Raw genomic sequence first — 14,478 nt, 5'->3', positions numbered from 1 at the left:
ACGGTTCCTTAGCGATGCCCGTAAGCACGTGGGCGGGTGTAATAATCAATCAAAGGTACAGTGATGTTTGCCAGCAAAACGGCGAAAGCAATACCATCCGGATAACCACCAAAGGTACGAATCAACCAGACCAGTAATCCGGCCAACGCACCGAAAATCAAGCGCCCACGATTGGTGGTCGAGGCCGTTACCGGGTCGGTGAGAATGAAAAATGCACCCAGCATAGTTGCACCCGAAAACAGATGAATCAGCGGAGATGCACATTTTTCCGGAGCAAACATCCAGCCGAGCGTGGAGCACACCGCAAGTGTGAGCAGGAAACTAACTGGAATATGCCAACGAATGGCACCTTTGATAAGCATGAACAGGCCGCCCGCCAGGAACGCGAGGTTAACCCATTGCCAGCCGATACCAGCCAGTACACCACTATAAATTGGCTCTTGTAACAGATCGTTGGCGGAATGCCCGGCGCGCATGCCTGTTTTAAAGGTATCCAGTGGTGTTGCCTGACTTATCCCATCAATACCCATGCGCAATTGCGTCATAGTGTCGCCAGCCAGAGTAGAGCCGGAGAAAATAACGTGCAGCGAATCAGCAAAGCCTGGAACCGTAGCAGCCAGTGTGTGTGGCGGTAACCACGATGTCATTTGTACCGGGAAGGCAATCAGCAACACCACATAACCGACCATTGCCGGGTTAAATGGGTTGTGACCAAGTCCGCCATACAATTGTTTTGCGATTATCACCGCAAAAACGGTTCCTAGTACCACCATCCACCACGGGGCAAATGGTGGAATGCTCATCCCTAGCAGCAGACCGGTTAACGCCGCAGAATTGTCACCGAGGATTCTCAGCGGTTGTTTGCGAAGTTTAAGTACCAACAGCTCTGCAGCAACTGCAGTCAGAACGCCTAATGCTATTTGCACCAGACTACCCCAGCCGAACCAATACCAAAGCATTGCCATGCCAGGCAACGTGGCCCAAGTCACCAGCAGCATAATCCGTGAGGTGCTGCGCTGGTTATGGGTATAAGGGGAGCTTGCTATCTTGAAAACCATCTATTCCTCTGATGCCATTTGAAGCGCAGCTTTACGTGCCTGAACACGGGCAATAGCGGCAGCCACCGCGGCTTTGCGCGGATCTTGTTCTTCGGCAGGTGTTTCTACAGATTGTTGTTCAGCCTGGGCCGCTTTACGGGCTTTGGCCCGGGCAATAGCAGCTTCAACGGCCGCTTTGCGAGGGTCGATGGTTTCTACCTCAGCGGCTTCAGGATCTGCTGTTTTTTCATGTGATTGCGCCGCTTTACGGGCTTTGGCACGGGCAATAGCTGCTTCAACGGCCGCTTTGCGAGGGTCGATGGTTTCGACCTCAGCGGCTTCAGCATCTGCTGTTGTTTCATTCGATTGTGCCGCTTTACGGGCTTTGGCACGAGCTATAGCTGCTTCAACAGCCGCTTTGCGTGGGTCGATGGTTTCGACCTCAGCGGCTTCAGCATCTGCTGTTGTTTCAGGCGATTGTGCCGCTTTACGAGCTTTGGCTCGGGCTATAGCTGCTTCAACGGCCGCTTTGCGAGGGTCGATGGTTTCGACCTCAGCCGCTTCAGCTTCTGCTGCCGTTTCATGCGATTGTGCCGCTTTACGGGCTTTGGCACGCGCTATAGCTGCTTCAACAGCCGCTTTGCGTGGGTCCGGGCTGGCAGTCTCAGTCGCACTGTCTTGCGCTTCCTTTTCTGCCTGACGCGCCCGAGCTTGCGCTTTGCGCGCTTCACGCGCCGCGATCACCTGCTGGTTATCAGGCAGGCTCCCTGGCTGAATAACAATTGGCTCGCTACCCTGAGCTTTTTTGTTTTTCACTCGGGCAAGGGCCGCCTGGATAGCATCGTTGTCTTTCGCTGTCGGTTGAACAGCTGCCTGCTTATGGCGTTCAAGACGAGCAGCCTTTTCACGCTCAAGACGAGCCTGGCGTGCTTCAAAGCGTACTTTCGCTTCAGCTGTTCGTTTGGCTTCCAACTCGATTTCGCGGATCTCAGCCTTTTCCTGACGAAAATACTGCACTAGCGGAATATTGCTGGGGCAGACGTAGGCACAAGCACCACATTCGATGCAGTCTTTAAGATTATGAGCCTGAGCTTTATCGTGCTGTTGGCCTCGGCTGAACCAGTAAAGTTGTTGGGGTAGCAAATCTGCTGGACAGGAGTCGGCACAGGCGCTGCAACGAATGCAACTCTGTTCTTCTTGCGGTTCACCCATTTCATTGGCGTTAGGTGCCAGCAAACAGTTGGTGATTTTGACGACTGGCACATCCAGCCAAGGCAGGCTAAAGCCCATCAGTGGGCCACCCATAATCACTTGCTGATCGTGCCCTGGACGGAATCCGGCAAAATCGAGCAGATGACGAACAGGGGTCCCCAATCGTGCCCAGACATTACCTGGCTGTTGAACTGCACCGCCCGTCAACGTGACCACGCGCTCGGTTAACGGCTCGCCGTCGATAATGGCGCGCTTTACCGCAAACGCAGTACCGACGTTTTGCATCAGCACACCGATATCTGAGGAACGGCCACCTTGTGGAACCTGCTTACCCGTCAGAATTTGCGTCAGCTGCTTTGCCCCACCGGACGGGTATTTGGTCGGGATCACCCGCAGTTCAATACCCTGTGTGTTGCAGAGCACCGCACGCAGCATAGAAATCGCCTGCGGTTTATTATCTTCGATGCCAATTAGCACGCGCTGCGGTTGCAAAATATGCGCAAGAATTCGCACACCATCGATGATTTGCGCGGCGCAATCCTGCATCAGACGGTCATCGGCAGTGATGTACGGTTCGCACTCGGCAGCATTGATAATCAGCGTGTCGATTTTATCGCCACCGCCTTGTAATTTATTCCCGGTCGGGAAACCAGCACCACCTAAGCCTGCAACACCAAACTGGTGAATGCGGGTAATCAACTCATCGCGGCTGCGGGATGTGTAGTCCTGCCAGCCATCACGCTCAATCCACTTATCTTCACCATCGGCTTCAATAATTACGCTGAGTTCAGCCAGCGCAGAAGGATGGGCAGTGGAGTGGGGGGCAATGGCGGTTACGGTTCCGGATGTCGGGGCGTGAACAGGTAGCATACGGCCACGCCCACGAGTCAAAGGTTGCCCTCGTAACACATAATTGCCAGGTTTTACGCACAGTTCGCCTTCAGCACCGATGTGCTGCTTCAAAGGAATAACCAGTTTTTGCGGTAACGGAACCTGGCGCAGTGGCGTGCCGTTGGACTGAGTTTTCATTTCTGGTGGATGAATACCACCATCGAAATCCCAGATTTTATCTTTTTTAAAACGGGTAAATAGCTTAAGCATGTTGCTCCACCGGAATGATACGAACCGGGATTGTTTGCAGATCCCACTTCCAGCTTTCTGTGGTGGTTTCGACCGGTCGTAGCTCAATACAGCGCGTAGGACATGGGTCGACACATAAATTGCATCCGGTGCAAAGGTCACTAATAACGGTATGCATGGCGCGGGTCGCGCCAACAATGGCATCAACCGGGCAGGCCTGAATACATTTTGTGCAGCCAATACAGTTGGGTTCGTCGATAACCGCCAACATGCGCACAGGCTCCTGGGCTACTGCATCGCCTTCAATCGGCTGCGGGTCGACGTTAAGCAACGTGGCGATCTTTAGCATCACGGCTTCACCGCCAGGGGCGCACAGATTGATCTTCGAACCTTGATTGCCGACGGCTTCCGCATAAGGACGGCAACCCGGGTAGCCGCATTGCCCACACTGGCTTTGTGGCAGCAATTCATCGATTTTATCAACGATAGGGTCTTCCTGGACCTGAAAGCGGCGCGAGGCATAACCCAGGATAAGCCCGAATATCAGGCCTAACAGGCCCAGAGCAACCACAGCAATCCAAATAGTACTCATCAGAACTTCACCAACCCGCTAAAGCCCATAAACGCCAAAGACATTAAGCCTGCGGTGATAAGCGCGATGGCATTACCGCGAAAAGGTGCAGGAACATCGGCTACCGCAAGGCGTTCGCGAATCGCAGCAAACAGCACCATTACCAGTGAGAAACCTACCGCTGCTGAAAAACCGTAAAGTGCCGATTGCAGGAAGTTATGACCGAGATTGATATTTAGCAACGCAACACCAAGTACCGCGCAGTTAGTGGTGATTAGCGGCAAAAAGATACCCAACAGGCGATAGAGCGCCGGGCTGGTTTTACGGACTACCATTTCGGTAAATTGCACGACTACTGCAATCACCAGAATAAACGCCAGGGTGCGCAGATAGACCAGATCAAGAGGAATAAGGATCAACTCATTGACCAGCCAGGCGCAAATTGACGCCAGAGTCAGTACAAAAGTGGTCGCCAGCCCCATGCCAATAGCCGTCTCCAGTTTTTTGGAAACGCCCATAAACGGACACAGGCCAAGAAACTTCACTAATACGAAGTTATTGACCAGAACCGTACCAACAAAGAGCAGCAGATAATCTGTCATGAATGAGACCTGAAACAAAAAAAGCCGCCTATTATCGTCTAACCGCAAGATGACGACAACTGGGCGTTTATAGGGTTATTACCGCGTAATTAAGGCTTAATAAATGTTTGCTTCACGCGTTGCGAGCGCTTGAGGTAAGGAACCAGCAAGGCTGCAGCCAACAGAGGGAACATTAGCTGACGTAATGCCAGATCGTCACTCACTGGGGAAAACGCGAAGGTTTTAATCGCCAACAACACCGACAGCAATAACCAAAGAATATAATGACGTACCACATTCTTACGGCGTTTGAAGAAGGCGATAGTCAACCACACGGTATAACCCCACATGGCAATCGCACAGGCGATAGAGGTGTACCAGAGCACGACCATTTTGGGGCCTTGTGCGCTCATAAGTCGATGGCTTTCTGGGGAGATAAGCATCATAAGATAAATGGCCAGAGCAATACTGCTGCTGAGTAAGGTCATTAATAGCCATGCGAGAGGGGCCAGGAGCCAGCCTGCAATACGTGGTGCCTGCGTAGAGACTTGGGTAGTCGCCATGTTTCCTCCCGATAAATAATAAGACTTTCCTTATGCGATTCATAAGGCGGGGGGATTATAAGGTTTTTTCAACACTTTGCTACCGTCGCGGCACTAGACAACATATCGCCAGACGGATTTTGGCACACAACCTAAATCAAACAACCGCCCCCCAGAAACTAATTCAGCACGACGGTGATCGGCCGCGCGATACATATTCATCAGGTCAGTATTATCAGTCAGGGTGTAATTAAGATGGTCGAAGAGTTTTTCAAGGCTTTCAGGCGAGCTGATTTTACGAAATTTCATTAAATAATCGAGAGCAGTCATGAGGTGTAGTTATCCATGCAGTAAATGAACAGGGCACGCTGTGCGTAGGGTGTGCGTGAATAGTAAACGGAAATGCTCATTCATATATATAACCTAATGCTCCTGATTGATTTTTTAGGAGTTTTCATGAGCAGGTTAATGGCATAACTGAGCCCAGGAACGCTGGCAATAAGACGGTCGGCTGATGAACACGCAACCAGAACGCAACAATATAATTACCTGTTGTTACAATCTCCAGGATAGTATCCAATAGGTTGTCCAAAAATTTGAGGAAAGAAAATGAGTGATAACATTCGTGTTGGATTAATCGGTTACGGTTACGCCAGCAAGACGTTTCATGCCCCCTTAATTGTGGGCACGCCGGGTATGGTTCTGGCCGGGGTTTCCAGCAGCGATGCCACGAAAGTTCATGCTGACTGGCCAAATATGCCGGTAGTCTCTGATCCTCATCATCTGTTTAATGACCCAAATATCGATTTAATTGTTATTCCGACCCCAAACGATACGCACTTCCCACTGGCTAAAGCAGCGCTGGAAGCCGGTAAGCATGTCGTTGTCGATAAACCCTTTACCGTGACGTTGTCACAAGCACGTGAACTTGATGCGCTGGCTAAAAGCTGCGGCTTATTGCTTTCAGTGTTCCACAATCGCCGTTGGGACAGCGATTTCTTAACGCTGAAAACGTTACTGGCAGATGGGACGCTAGGTGAGGTCGCGTACTTTGAGTCGCATTTTGACCGCTTCCGCCCACAGGTACGTAATCGCTGGCGTGAACAGGCGGGTGTTGGGAGCGGGATTTGGTACGATTTAGGGCCACATCTTATCGATCAGGCGCTGAATCTTTTCGGGCTACCGGTTAGTCTGACCGTGGATTTGGGTCAGTTGCGTCCAGGCGCGCAAGCAACGGACTACTTCCATGCTGTGCTGGCCTATCCACAGCGTCGTGTCGTGCTGCATGGCACTTTGCTTGCTGCGGCAGAAACTGCTCGCTATATCGTCCATGGTACGCGCGGCAGCTATATCAAATATGGTTTGGATCCGCAGGAAGATCGCCTTAAATCTGGCGAACGTTTGCCGCAAGAGGATTGGGGGTATGATATGCGTGATGGCGTATTAACGTTAGCGCAAGGTGAGGTGATGACCGAGCAAACATTGCTGACGGTTCCGGGTAATTATCCGGCTTACTATGCGGGGATTCGTGATGCACTGACCGGACACGGAGAGAACCCGGTTCCTGCGGCGCAGGCGATTCAGGTCATGGAAATGATCGAGCTGGGTATGGAATCTGCGAAACACCGCGCAACGTTGAATCTGGCGTAACAGGGATTTGTAGGGTGGATTAGCGTAAGCGACATCCACCACATTGATTACTGCGCAGTCGGTTTTAAAATAGTGCCACTACTTTTGTGTTCGGCCAGATATTGATGCTGGAAAATACACATACGAATGGTGTTGCGGTATTCGCCATTGATAAAGAATTCATGGATTAATTCACCTTCTACCATAAAGCCCAGCTTCTTATAGATGTGCACGGCTTTTTCATTTTCTTTATCAACAATCAAATACAGCTTGTACAGATTCAACACCATAAAGCCGTAATCCATGGCGAGTTTAGCGGCGCGAGTCGCCAGCCCTTTGCCCTGATAATCCGGTGAGATAATTATCTGAAATTCAGCGCGGCGGTGAACATGGTTAATTTCAACCAGTTCGACCAGACCTGCTTTTTCGCCGTTACACTCGATAACAAAACGACGCTCACTTTGATCGTGAATATGTTTGTCATAAAGGTCCGACAGCTCGACAAACGCTTCATAGGGCTCTTCAAACCAATAGCGCATCACGCTTGCGTTGTTGTCCAGTTGATGGACGAAGCGGAGATCCTCGCGCTCCAGTGGGCGAAGCTTGATTTGTAGCTCGTGGCTCATTTGAATTCCTTTCAAAGTGAATAAGGCTCCCGTTAAGAAGCCTTATTGGGTAACAGTACAAAATTAGGGTGCAACAGTTCGACCAGTGCGGCGGTCCAGGCAACGTAGGGTGTTAGGTTCCCAGTAAGCGTTAACGTTAGCACTTTTCTGGCAATTATCGCGGGCATCAAAAGCCGTGTCGGTTTTGTCCCACTCTTTTTCGGCGCGTTTGTTCACTTTTTGGCGCAGAGAGCGTGTGTCATTCCATTGCTCTTTGTCCATCGCCGCATCCTGGCGAGTCTGCGCATTGTCACCAGATTCAATGATCAGCTTATTGGTCTGAGCATGGAGTGGTTGAACAAACGCAAATGCACTCAGCAGCAACGCCAATGGCAGAATTGCCATGGTGAGACGTTTGCGAAGGATTGTGTTCATTGCTGTTTCCTTTTAGGGTGAAGCCCGACTTATTAAAGTAAATAAATTATGAAGTGGGGTACGTACCAGACGACCCATTATTGACCTCATTATCCCAGAGATTGTTCAATATGATCAAAACAACCTTGCTTTTTTTTGCCACCGCTCTTGCTGAAATCATTGGTTGCTTTTTACCGTGGCTGTGGCTAAAGCGTGAAGGTTCTCCACTATTGTTGATTCCCGCCGCCTTCTCTCTTGCGATATTTGTCTGGTTGTTAACCCTACACCCCACTGCCAGTGGGCGCGTTTATGCCGCATACGGCGGGGTGTACGTTGTGACCGCTTTGCTGTGGTTACGTTGGGTGGATGGCGTCAAATTAAGTACTTATGACTGGATAGGTGCCACAGTGGCATTCTGCGGCATGTTGATCATTGTTGCTGGCTGGAGCCGGGGCTGATTAGATCCTCTTTTTCTCTAAAAATCACTCAATTCCCCCCACATCTCTGATGTAACTCCTTGCAAGAGTCACAAAATAATTGTGACTCACTCCGCCAAAATTCGATCTACATACTTGTATGGTAGTATTTCAAAGGCTAATTTCACACGCATTGAATACCAATTATCTGATGCGTAGTAAGGGAACCTGAATGAAAATTGTAAAAGCAGAAGTATTTGTCACTTGCCCAGGGCGAAACTTTGTCACGCTAAAAATCACCACGGACAATGGTTTAACAGGCTTGGGTGATGCCACCTTAAACGGCCGTGAACTACCGGTTGCCTCGTATCTAAAAGATCACGTTTGCCCACAGCTAATTGGCCGTGATGCGCATCGTATCGAAGATATCTGGCAATTCTTCTATAAAGGCGCTTACTGGCGCCGCGGGCCAGTAACTATGTCCGCGATTTCAGCGGTCGACGTGGCGCTGTGGGATATCAAAGCTAAAGCCGCTGGCATGCCGTTATATCAGTTGCTCGGTGGGGCATCGCGTGAAGGCGTTATGGTCTATTGCCACACCACTGGCCATTCTATCGATGATGTGCTGGAAGATTACGCGCGCCATAAAGAAATGGGCTTCAAAGCAATACGCGTGCAGTGTGGCGTTCCGGGTATGAAAACCACCTACGGCATGGCAAAAGGCAAAGGGCTGTCTTACGAACCGGCAACCAAAGGTGACTGGCCAGAAGAACAGTTATGGTCGACGGAAAAGTATCTCGACTTCACGCCAAAGCTGTTCGAAGCCGTACGCAGCAAATTTGGTTTCAACGAACATTTACTCCACGACATGCATCACCGCCTGACGCCAATTGAAGCCGCACGCTTTGGTAAAAGTATTGAAGAACATCGTCTGTTCTGGATGGAAGACCCAACTCCAGCCGAAAACCAGGAGTGTTTCCGTCTGATTCGGCAGCACACCGTCACGCCAATTGCGGTGGGTGAAGTGTTCAACAGTATCTGGGACTGCAAACAGCTTATTGAAGAGCAGCTCATCGATTATATCCGCACAACCATTACCCATGCCGGCGGCATTACGGGCATGCGCCGCATTGCTGACTTTGCTTCGCTCTACCAGGTGCGCACCGGTTCACACGGGCCATCTGACCTTTCACCTGTCTGCATGGCCGCCGCACTGCACTTTGATTTATATCACTTTAAACGGCGTTGACTTCGACACAGGAGCGACCATTTCCAAGCCAAATGAAGTGTTGTTTAACCCTGATGATAATTCATATTACAAATGGACAGGATCATTTGCTACCGGTCCAAAAGTTGTGCCTGCGAATTCTGCGCCAGAAACAAGCGGCGGAGTTGGTCCTGGCAAGTGGCTGAATGTTGGTGATGCCGCACTTCGAAGCCAGATCGCAGGGCCATCGGGTGCTGGAAATATTGGTTATGGTGATGCTACATTATTAGATCTAGCCAATTCTATATACGTGAGTGATTTCTCATCAGCATTGCTATCAAAATTTCCTTCATCAATACAAACAATGACTATTGTCAAATATCATGCTGATTCTGCTGGAGTATTTAATTTGTCTCATGCGACAAATGTCATGCGAAGAACTAATGAAACAGGTAATCCAGGCGATACAGATGGTGGTTCCTGGATTATCGATGCAAACGGGGTAAAATGGGTGACGACATTGCATTTGCACGTTGACAGATTCGGTGCTTATCCAGGTAGAAATAAAACCTCTTTTGACTCATCTGATGCATTCCAGAAGGCATCTAAAGCTGCCGGAATGGATGGATATGGGCAAAGGAGACGAGTCGAAATTGGTAACTATGTGTATACATTAAATAAGAAAGTAATATTCCCTTCTAATGTTGATTTTGTAGGTAGTGGGACAACAATAGTTTCAGAAATTGACAACGGGACTTCTATTTTTGAGACTGGTTATTTTAAATCTGGTGAATTAGTTAGTAATACCTCGGGTTTGTCAGATGAGGAATGTATTGGTACTGCAATAGTAAGAAATTCCTCTTTTCGAGGAATTCAATTCGTGGATATTAAAAATGTATTTAACTTAAGATGCTTTACTCAAGGATGCTTCATAACGGATGTATCATTCCATGGTTGTGGTGTATGCATTTATTCTGTTCAAGGGTTTTATGCAAACTATGAAATAGATGTAGTTGGTGATTATGAAGCAAAAAAAGGATCCTATGCTATTTCGCTAGGAAGGGCAACAAATCTAGTTAGTTGCGTATCAAGGATTTCATCTAGAAGTTATGGTATACGTTTATCTGAACCACTAAATGCATTGTATTTACAAAATAATACTCAGAATGTCAATTTTTCAGGAAGTTCCTTTGAACAGATGATACGCGCAGTAACACTGGCTGGTGAAAATTACACTACAAACCTAAATGGCATTTATTGTGAAAATGTAGACACAGTGCTAGGAAAAGAAGACGGAGTTTTTGTTAGCCATGCTCTAAAGATTGGGGATGGCGGATGGATGTATGATGTTAAATATTTATTTAAAATGAGCGGCCTTTTAAATTCAGAAGTAAATTTAAATGACTATGGCACTGAATTGCCAAAAGTAGAACTTGTTAATACCCCATCATTAATAAACTCACTGCAAATAAATCTAAATACACAAAAAACATTTGCATATCCCACTGCTGTCATACCGGTTAATGACAATGTTAAATACACATTTAACTATATGTTAAATGATGCTATATATACAGGAGGTGAGATATACGTAATTACTCCAATTTACTTTGATTGTGATTGCTCTTACGAGTTGAGGGCGATTTCATCAGATGGTGCTAATTCAATATTAAAGCAAGGTAGGATGACACGATTTAATGCTATTTCTTTCGGTGAAGATAATGCCTACTTATCAGTAGGATCAAGTGGGGAAACAATATTGCATTTCAAAAATATTACGTCGACATCCTATCCGTGGATGTCGACAGCCAAAATATATATATATCTACGGAATTGATTCCCTTTTTGTTTTATAAATGATAAATAGCATTATCTTTCTTAGTGTATCACACAATGTTTTCTCTACAATATAATGATATCCCAAAGACATTATTGCTGTTAGCAACAACGCACTTAAGAATAAGCATTCAGGTCTTAATGTCATATTGAACGTTGGAGTGTATGTATTGAATATATATAATATTATTTTAAGTGCCGGTATATGGATCAAGTAAATTGAAAATGATATATTACCAATATATATCATTGTTTTCGGTAAGTAGATAAGCTTTCTTTTTTCTAATTCAACAAAAGAAAAAGTAATAAGTAATGAGGCGGCCCCCCACACAATGGGGCCGTGCTCCGACCTGGAAATGCCGATATATACAATCATGAATATAAGAATAGACATTGTAACAACAAACTTATCACTAAGACAATAATCTTTCTTTGTCATCCATCCACAAAAAACGCCAAGAGCAAAATCTATGATTATAGGATTTGAAATCATTGACAGGTATGGGTATTTTGTAGTGTAGATAAATGCACTTGATAACGATATATTTCCATAGTATAAAGCCATGCATATAATTGGAGCCATCATTAATGATAATATTATTGGCCATCTTATTTTACTAAGAATCGAAATTCCAACGGCTGTGGCAATATAGAAATACATTTCATAATTTAGAGACCAGCCGACAACCAAAGAAGGATAGCCAAAAAAAGGAGCTTCATATATAGTTTTTGGCAAGAAAAGGAATGAATTAAATAAATCTGAGTAATCCCCGGTATAAAAATAAGCAAACAAAACTGATATAATATAGTAAGGTGGGGCCACTCTAGATATCCGCTTTATTATGAAAACAATAGATTCATGAACACCATGCTTGTTATTGTCTGTCACATAATAAATTATAAAACCACTAATCACAAAGAATAGATCAACTCCTATCGAGCCATTTGCAAATACCACCTGCGAATTTGTAATTATTGCATCTGCATCAAATCTAAAATGGAACATAACAACAAGAATTACTGCAAGAGCACGAAGAACCTGTATAGATTTCAATTCATTTTTAAGCATATTAAATTTACTTGCAAAGGCCATATTAAAATTTCTTAGATCATACCATCTAACAAACAACTGATCAGCACTTGATCAACTACCAGTTTTTAAATACTGTGTATACATACAGTATTTTGATAAAGGAGTTCATCATGCCGCGCGAGTATGACATCAGAAGTGCGTTCGTCAGTGCCATCAAGCAAGACCCGGTACGGGGTCAGGTAGTATCTGCTGCCGACTTTGTGCGCGAGCTTGAGAAGGTCAATCACCACTGGTCACTTAGACAAGCCAACGAATGGATAAAGTTCTATCAGCGTTCGTTCCGCGACTACACAGACCATGAGGGCGAGAACAAAGTTTACTTCATGATGAACATGGGCGGTGTGCGATAATGGGCTTTCCATCACCGGCAGCTGACTACATGGATGGCGGTATAAATTATCGCACTGAGGTATTCCAGTTCACCGGGCCAAGTTGTTTCATCTTCGAAGCTGAGGAAACGGTAGGTCCGGAGCTGCAGGCAGGAGCGCCGCTGGTATGTGAGCGTGATTTCCGTGCTGCCCACGGCGATGTTGTTCTTGTTGAGGTGTGCGGCGACAAGGTAATACGGAAACTTGTATTGGGTCGCAGACGCGGCATGACCAATTTTGATGGCAGTAACTTCACGCCGTTCGATGATGACTCAGAGGTGATAGTGCTTAGGCTTGTGAAAACGGTCATTCATCGTTATCGCCGTTTTTATGACGATGACGGCAACCCCTGCGTCTAATTGATTGAGACAATTTCCCTCACATATAAGTATAGGTAGGTGCGAATGGGTGAGGTGGTGAGTTCGACGATGTGCCGGTGATGTGATGGGGCATGGATGGGGCATGGTAGCGCCTTGCTAAGATGATGCTATTCCATGGTGTGGATATGCTGGCAGGCTAACCATCTGATTACTTCCCGATAAATACGGGCTATTCCGTGGTGTAACGAAACAGCCCGTGAATTTATGGATTTCCAGTTATATTCCCTCGGGGCAGCACTGGTCTTCCATGAAATCTTTTTCCCTGAACAATCCGCTGCCATGGCGCTGATTCTGGCGATGGGAACTTACGGCGCAGGTTATATCGCGCGCATCGCCGGTGCCTTTTTCTTTGGCCGCATGGGTGACACCATCGGCCGTAAGAGAGTGTTGTTTATTACCATCACAATGATGGGAATTTGCACCACATTAATTGGCGTATTACCGACGTACGCTCAAATAGGTATTTTTGCCCCGTTATTACTGGTTCTACTGCGTATTATTCAGGGCCTGGGCGCAGGTGCTGAAATATCCGGTGCCGGAACCATGCTCGCTGAATATGCGCCAACAGGTAAACGCGGCATTATTTCGTCACTGGTGGCCATGGGGACTAACTGCGGCACATTATCGGCAACCGCCATTTGGGCTATCATGTTCTTCTTCCTGTCGAAAGAAGAGTTATTGGCCTGGGGCTGGCGTGTGCCATTCCTCGCAAGCGTAGTGGTGATGATTTTTGCCATTTGGTTGCGTATGAATCTGAAAGAAAGCCCGGTATTTGAAAAAGTAAACGAAGAAACCGGAACTGCGGCTGCGGCAAAACAAGCAACTGATAATACCCATTCTCTGGGAGCAATGTTCACCAGCAAATCCTTCTGGTTGGCTACAGGCTTGCGCTTTTGTCAGGCGGGTAACTCTGGGTTAATTCAAACCTTCCTCGCCGGTTACCTCGTGCAAACACTACTGTTTGAGAAAAGCGTGCCAACTGATGCCCTGATGATAAGCTCCGTGATTGGCTTCTTTACCATTCCATTCCTCGGCTGGCTGTCCGACAAAATAGGCCGCCGTGTTCCTTATATTATCGTCAGTATATCGTCGATTATTCTCGCCTATCCGATGCTGTCGATGATTATGGACAAGAGTAATAGCGTGAATGTGATTATGGCCTCGATCATTATTATTCATAACGTGGCTGTTCTGGGGCTGTTTGCTCTGGAAAACATTACCATGGCGGAAATGTTCGGTTCGCGTAATCGCTTTACACGGATGGCCATATCTAAAGAGGCGGGGGGGTTGGTGGCTGTCGGCTTTGGCCCGGTGCTGGCGGGGATATTTGTCAATCTGACTGATTCCTGGTGGCCAATTGTAGTAATGATGATTTCTTATTCTGTAATTGGATTGATTTCGGCAGTACTCATGCCGGAGGTGAAAGACCGTGATTTGAGCTTGTTGGAAGATGCTGCCGAACCCGCACCTGTTAAGCACGTGGTAAAGGGATTGCATGTTTAAACAC

The 14,478-nt window shown here is 47.2% G+C and carries 14 protein-coding genes and 2 pseudogenes; 7 read left to right on the top strand and 9 right to left on the bottom strand.

The window, feature by feature from the left end; translation table 11 throughout:
- Positions 1-8 precede the first annotated feature (8 nt).
- The 6 genes from rsxD to ydgT form a co-directional block, all read right to left on the bottom strand.
- The gene (rsxD, locus tag M977_RS01300; RefSeq protein ID WP_064511745.1) at positions 9-1,058 is read right to left on the bottom strand and encodes an electron transport complex subunit RsxD; all 1,050 of its coding nucleotides are present in this window, start codon (positions 1,056-1,058) and stop codon (positions 9-11) included.
- The gene (rsxC, locus tag M977_RS01295) at positions 1,059-3,350 is read right to left on the bottom strand and encodes an electron transport complex subunit RsxC (protein WP_064511744.1); all 2,292 of its coding nucleotides are present in this window, start codon (positions 3,348-3,350) and stop codon (positions 1,059-1,061) included. It lies immediately after the preceding gene.
- A complete protein-coding gene (gene rsxB / locus M977_RS01290) occupies positions 3,343-3,921 on the bottom strand; it encodes an electron transport complex subunit RsxB (RefSeq protein WP_064511743.1) in 579 nt (192 codons plus the stop codon). The genes rsxC and rsxB overlap by 8 nt, the downstream gene beginning before the upstream one ends.
- Entirely contained in the window at positions 3,921-4,502 is a 582-nt protein-coding gene (gene rsxA, locus M977_RS01285) for an electron transport complex subunit RsxA (protein ID WP_034455395.1), read from the bottom strand. The genes rsxB and rsxA overlap by 1 nt, the downstream gene beginning before the upstream one ends.
- A gap of 89 nt (positions 4,503-4,591) precedes the next feature.
- Positions 4,592-5,044 carry a DUF2569 domain-containing protein gene (locus tag M977_RS01280; protein ID WP_064511742.1) on the bottom strand — a complete coding sequence of 151 codons (453 nt, stop codon included), beginning with the start codon at positions 5,042-5,044 and terminating at the stop codon, positions 4,592-4,594.
- 93 nt (positions 5,045-5,137) lie between these two features.
- The gene (ydgT, locus tag M977_RS01275; RefSeq protein WP_064511741.1) at positions 5,138-5,353 is read right to left on the bottom strand and encodes a transcription modulator YdgT; all 216 of its coding nucleotides are present in this window, start codon (positions 5,351-5,353) and stop codon (positions 5,138-5,140) included.
- Positions 5,354-5,632: 279 nt separating this feature from the next.
- Here ydgT and M977_RS01270 point away from each other — a divergent pair, with 279 nt between their 5' ends.
- On the top strand, positions 5,633-6,673 hold the full coding sequence (locus tag M977_RS01270) for an oxidoreductase (protein WP_064511740.1): 1,041 nt from the start codon (positions 5,633-5,635) through the stop codon (positions 6,671-6,673).
- A gap of 47 nt (positions 6,674-6,720) precedes the next feature.
- On the opposite strand, the gene speG is transcribed toward M977_RS01270, so the two are convergent.
- Together speG and M977_RS01260 are read right to left on the bottom strand one after the other, a co-directional pair.
- Positions 6,721-7,278: a spermidine N1-acetyltransferase gene (gene speG / locus M977_RS01265; RefSeq protein WP_064511739.1), complete on the bottom strand. Its 558-nt coding sequence runs from the start codon at positions 7,276-7,278 to the stop codon at positions 6,721-6,723.
- 63 nt (positions 7,279-7,341) lie between these two features.
- A complete protein-coding gene (locus tag M977_RS01260) occupies positions 7,342-7,692 on the bottom strand; it encodes a DUF1283 family protein (protein ID WP_064511738.1) in 351 nt (116 codons plus the stop codon).
- A gap of 110 nt (positions 7,693-7,802) precedes the next feature.
- Between M977_RS01260 and M977_RS01255 the strand changes: the two genes are divergently transcribed.
- From M977_RS01255 to M977_RS01245, 3 genes and pseudogenes are all read left to right on the top strand, one after another.
- Positions 7,803-8,129, top strand: coding sequence for a YnfA family protein (locus M977_RS01255; RefSeq protein WP_064511737.1), 327 nt, complete (start codon positions 7,803-7,805; stop codon positions 8,127-8,129).
- A gap of 190 nt (positions 8,130-8,319) precedes the next feature.
- Positions 8,320-9,318, top strand: a pseudogene (gene manD, locus M977_RS01250) (D-mannonate dehydratase ManD); the annotation flags it as partial.
- On the top strand, positions 9,308-11,131 hold the full coding sequence (locus M977_RS01245) for a tail fiber/spike domain-containing protein (RefSeq protein WP_157092018.1): 1,824 nt from the start codon (positions 9,308-9,310) through the stop codon (positions 11,129-11,131). The pseudogene manD and the gene M977_RS01245, both read left to right, overlap by 11 nt.
- Here M977_RS01245 and M977_RS01240 read toward each other — a convergent pair.
- Entirely contained in the window at positions 11,120-12,223 is a 1,104-nt protein-coding gene (locus tag M977_RS01240; protein WP_064511735.1) for an acyltransferase family protein, read from the bottom strand. The genes M977_RS01245 and M977_RS01240 overlap by 12 nt on opposite strands.
- Before the next feature lie 110 nt (positions 12,224-12,333).
- Between M977_RS01240 and M977_RS01235 the strand changes: the two genes are divergently transcribed.
- The 3 genes and pseudogenes from M977_RS01235 to M977_RS01225 form a co-directional block, all read left to right on the top strand.
- Complete coding sequence (locus M977_RS01235; protein ID WP_064511734.1) at positions 12,334-12,573, top strand: hypothetical protein; 240 nt, start codon at positions 12,334-12,336, stop codon at positions 12,571-12,573.
- Positions 12,573-12,950: a S24/S26 family peptidase gene (locus tag M977_RS01230; RefSeq protein ID WP_064511733.1), complete on the top strand. Its 378-nt coding sequence runs from the start codon at positions 12,573-12,575 to the stop codon at positions 12,948-12,950. The genes M977_RS01235 and M977_RS01230 overlap by 1 nt, the downstream gene beginning before the upstream one ends.
- Positions 12,951-13,160: 210 nt before the next feature.
- A pseudogene (locus M977_RS01225) lies at positions 13,161-14,474 on the top strand (MFS transporter); the annotation flags it as partial.
- Positions 14,475-14,478 lie beyond the last annotated feature (4 nt).

The organism is Buttiauxella gaviniae ATCC 51604, from assembly GCF_001654835.1.
Classification (GTDB): domain Bacteria; phylum Pseudomonadota; class Gammaproteobacteria; order Enterobacterales; family Enterobacteriaceae; genus Buttiauxella; species Buttiauxella gaviniae.
This window is presented reverse-complemented; position numbering and strand designations above follow the sequence as displayed.

What these genes read in the sequence shown, in the direction of transcription:
- M977_RS01240 (WP_064511735.1), bottom strand. Translation starts at nt 12,223, where the DNA reads ATGGCCTTTGCAAGTAAATTTAATATGCTTAAAAATGAATTGAAATCT.
- M977_RS01270 (WP_064511740.1), top strand. Translation starts at nt 5,633, where the DNA reads ATGAGTGATAACATTCGTGTTGGATTAATCGGTTACGGTTACGCCAGC.
- M977_RS01255 (WP_064511737.1), top strand. Translation starts at nt 7,803, where the DNA reads ATGATCAAAACAACCTTGCTTTTTTTTGCCACCGCTCTTGCTGAAATC.
- speG (WP_064511739.1), bottom strand. Translation starts at nt 7,278, where the DNA reads ATGAGCCACGAGCTACAAATCAAGCTTCGCCCACTGGAGCGCGAGGAT.
- M977_RS01280 (WP_064511742.1), bottom strand. Translation starts at nt 5,044, where the DNA reads ATGGCGACTACCCAAGTCTCTACGCAGGCACCACGTATTGCAGGCTGG.
- rsxA (WP_034455395.1), bottom strand. Translation starts at nt 4,502, where the DNA reads ATGACAGATTATCTGCTGCTCTTTGTTGGTACGGTTCTGGTCAATAAC.
- M977_RS01235 (WP_064511734.1), top strand. Translation starts at nt 12,334, where the DNA reads ATGCCGCGCGAGTATGACATCAGAAGTGCGTTCGTCAGTGCCATCAAG.
- M977_RS01230 (WP_064511733.1), top strand. Translation starts at nt 12,573, where the DNA reads ATGGGCTTTCCATCACCGGCAGCTGACTACATGGATGGCGGTATAAAT.
- ydgT (WP_064511741.1), bottom strand. Translation starts at nt 5,353, where the DNA reads ATGACTGCTCTCGATTATTTAATGAAATTTCGTAAAATCAGCTCGCCT.
- rsxC (WP_064511744.1), bottom strand. Translation starts at nt 3,350, where the DNA reads ATGCTTAAGCTATTTACCCGTTTTAAAAAAGATAAAATCTGGGATTTC.
- rsxB (WP_064511743.1), bottom strand. Translation starts at nt 3,921, where the DNA reads ATGAGTACTATTTGGATTGCTGTGGTTGCTCTGGGCCTGTTAGGCCTG.
- rsxD (WP_064511745.1), bottom strand. Translation starts at nt 1,058, where the DNA reads ATGGTTTTCAAGATAGCAAGCTCCCCTTATACCCATAACCAGCGCAGC.
- M977_RS01260 (WP_064511738.1), bottom strand. Translation starts at nt 7,692, where the DNA reads ATGAACACAATCCTTCGCAAACGTCTCACCATGGCAATTCTGCCATTG.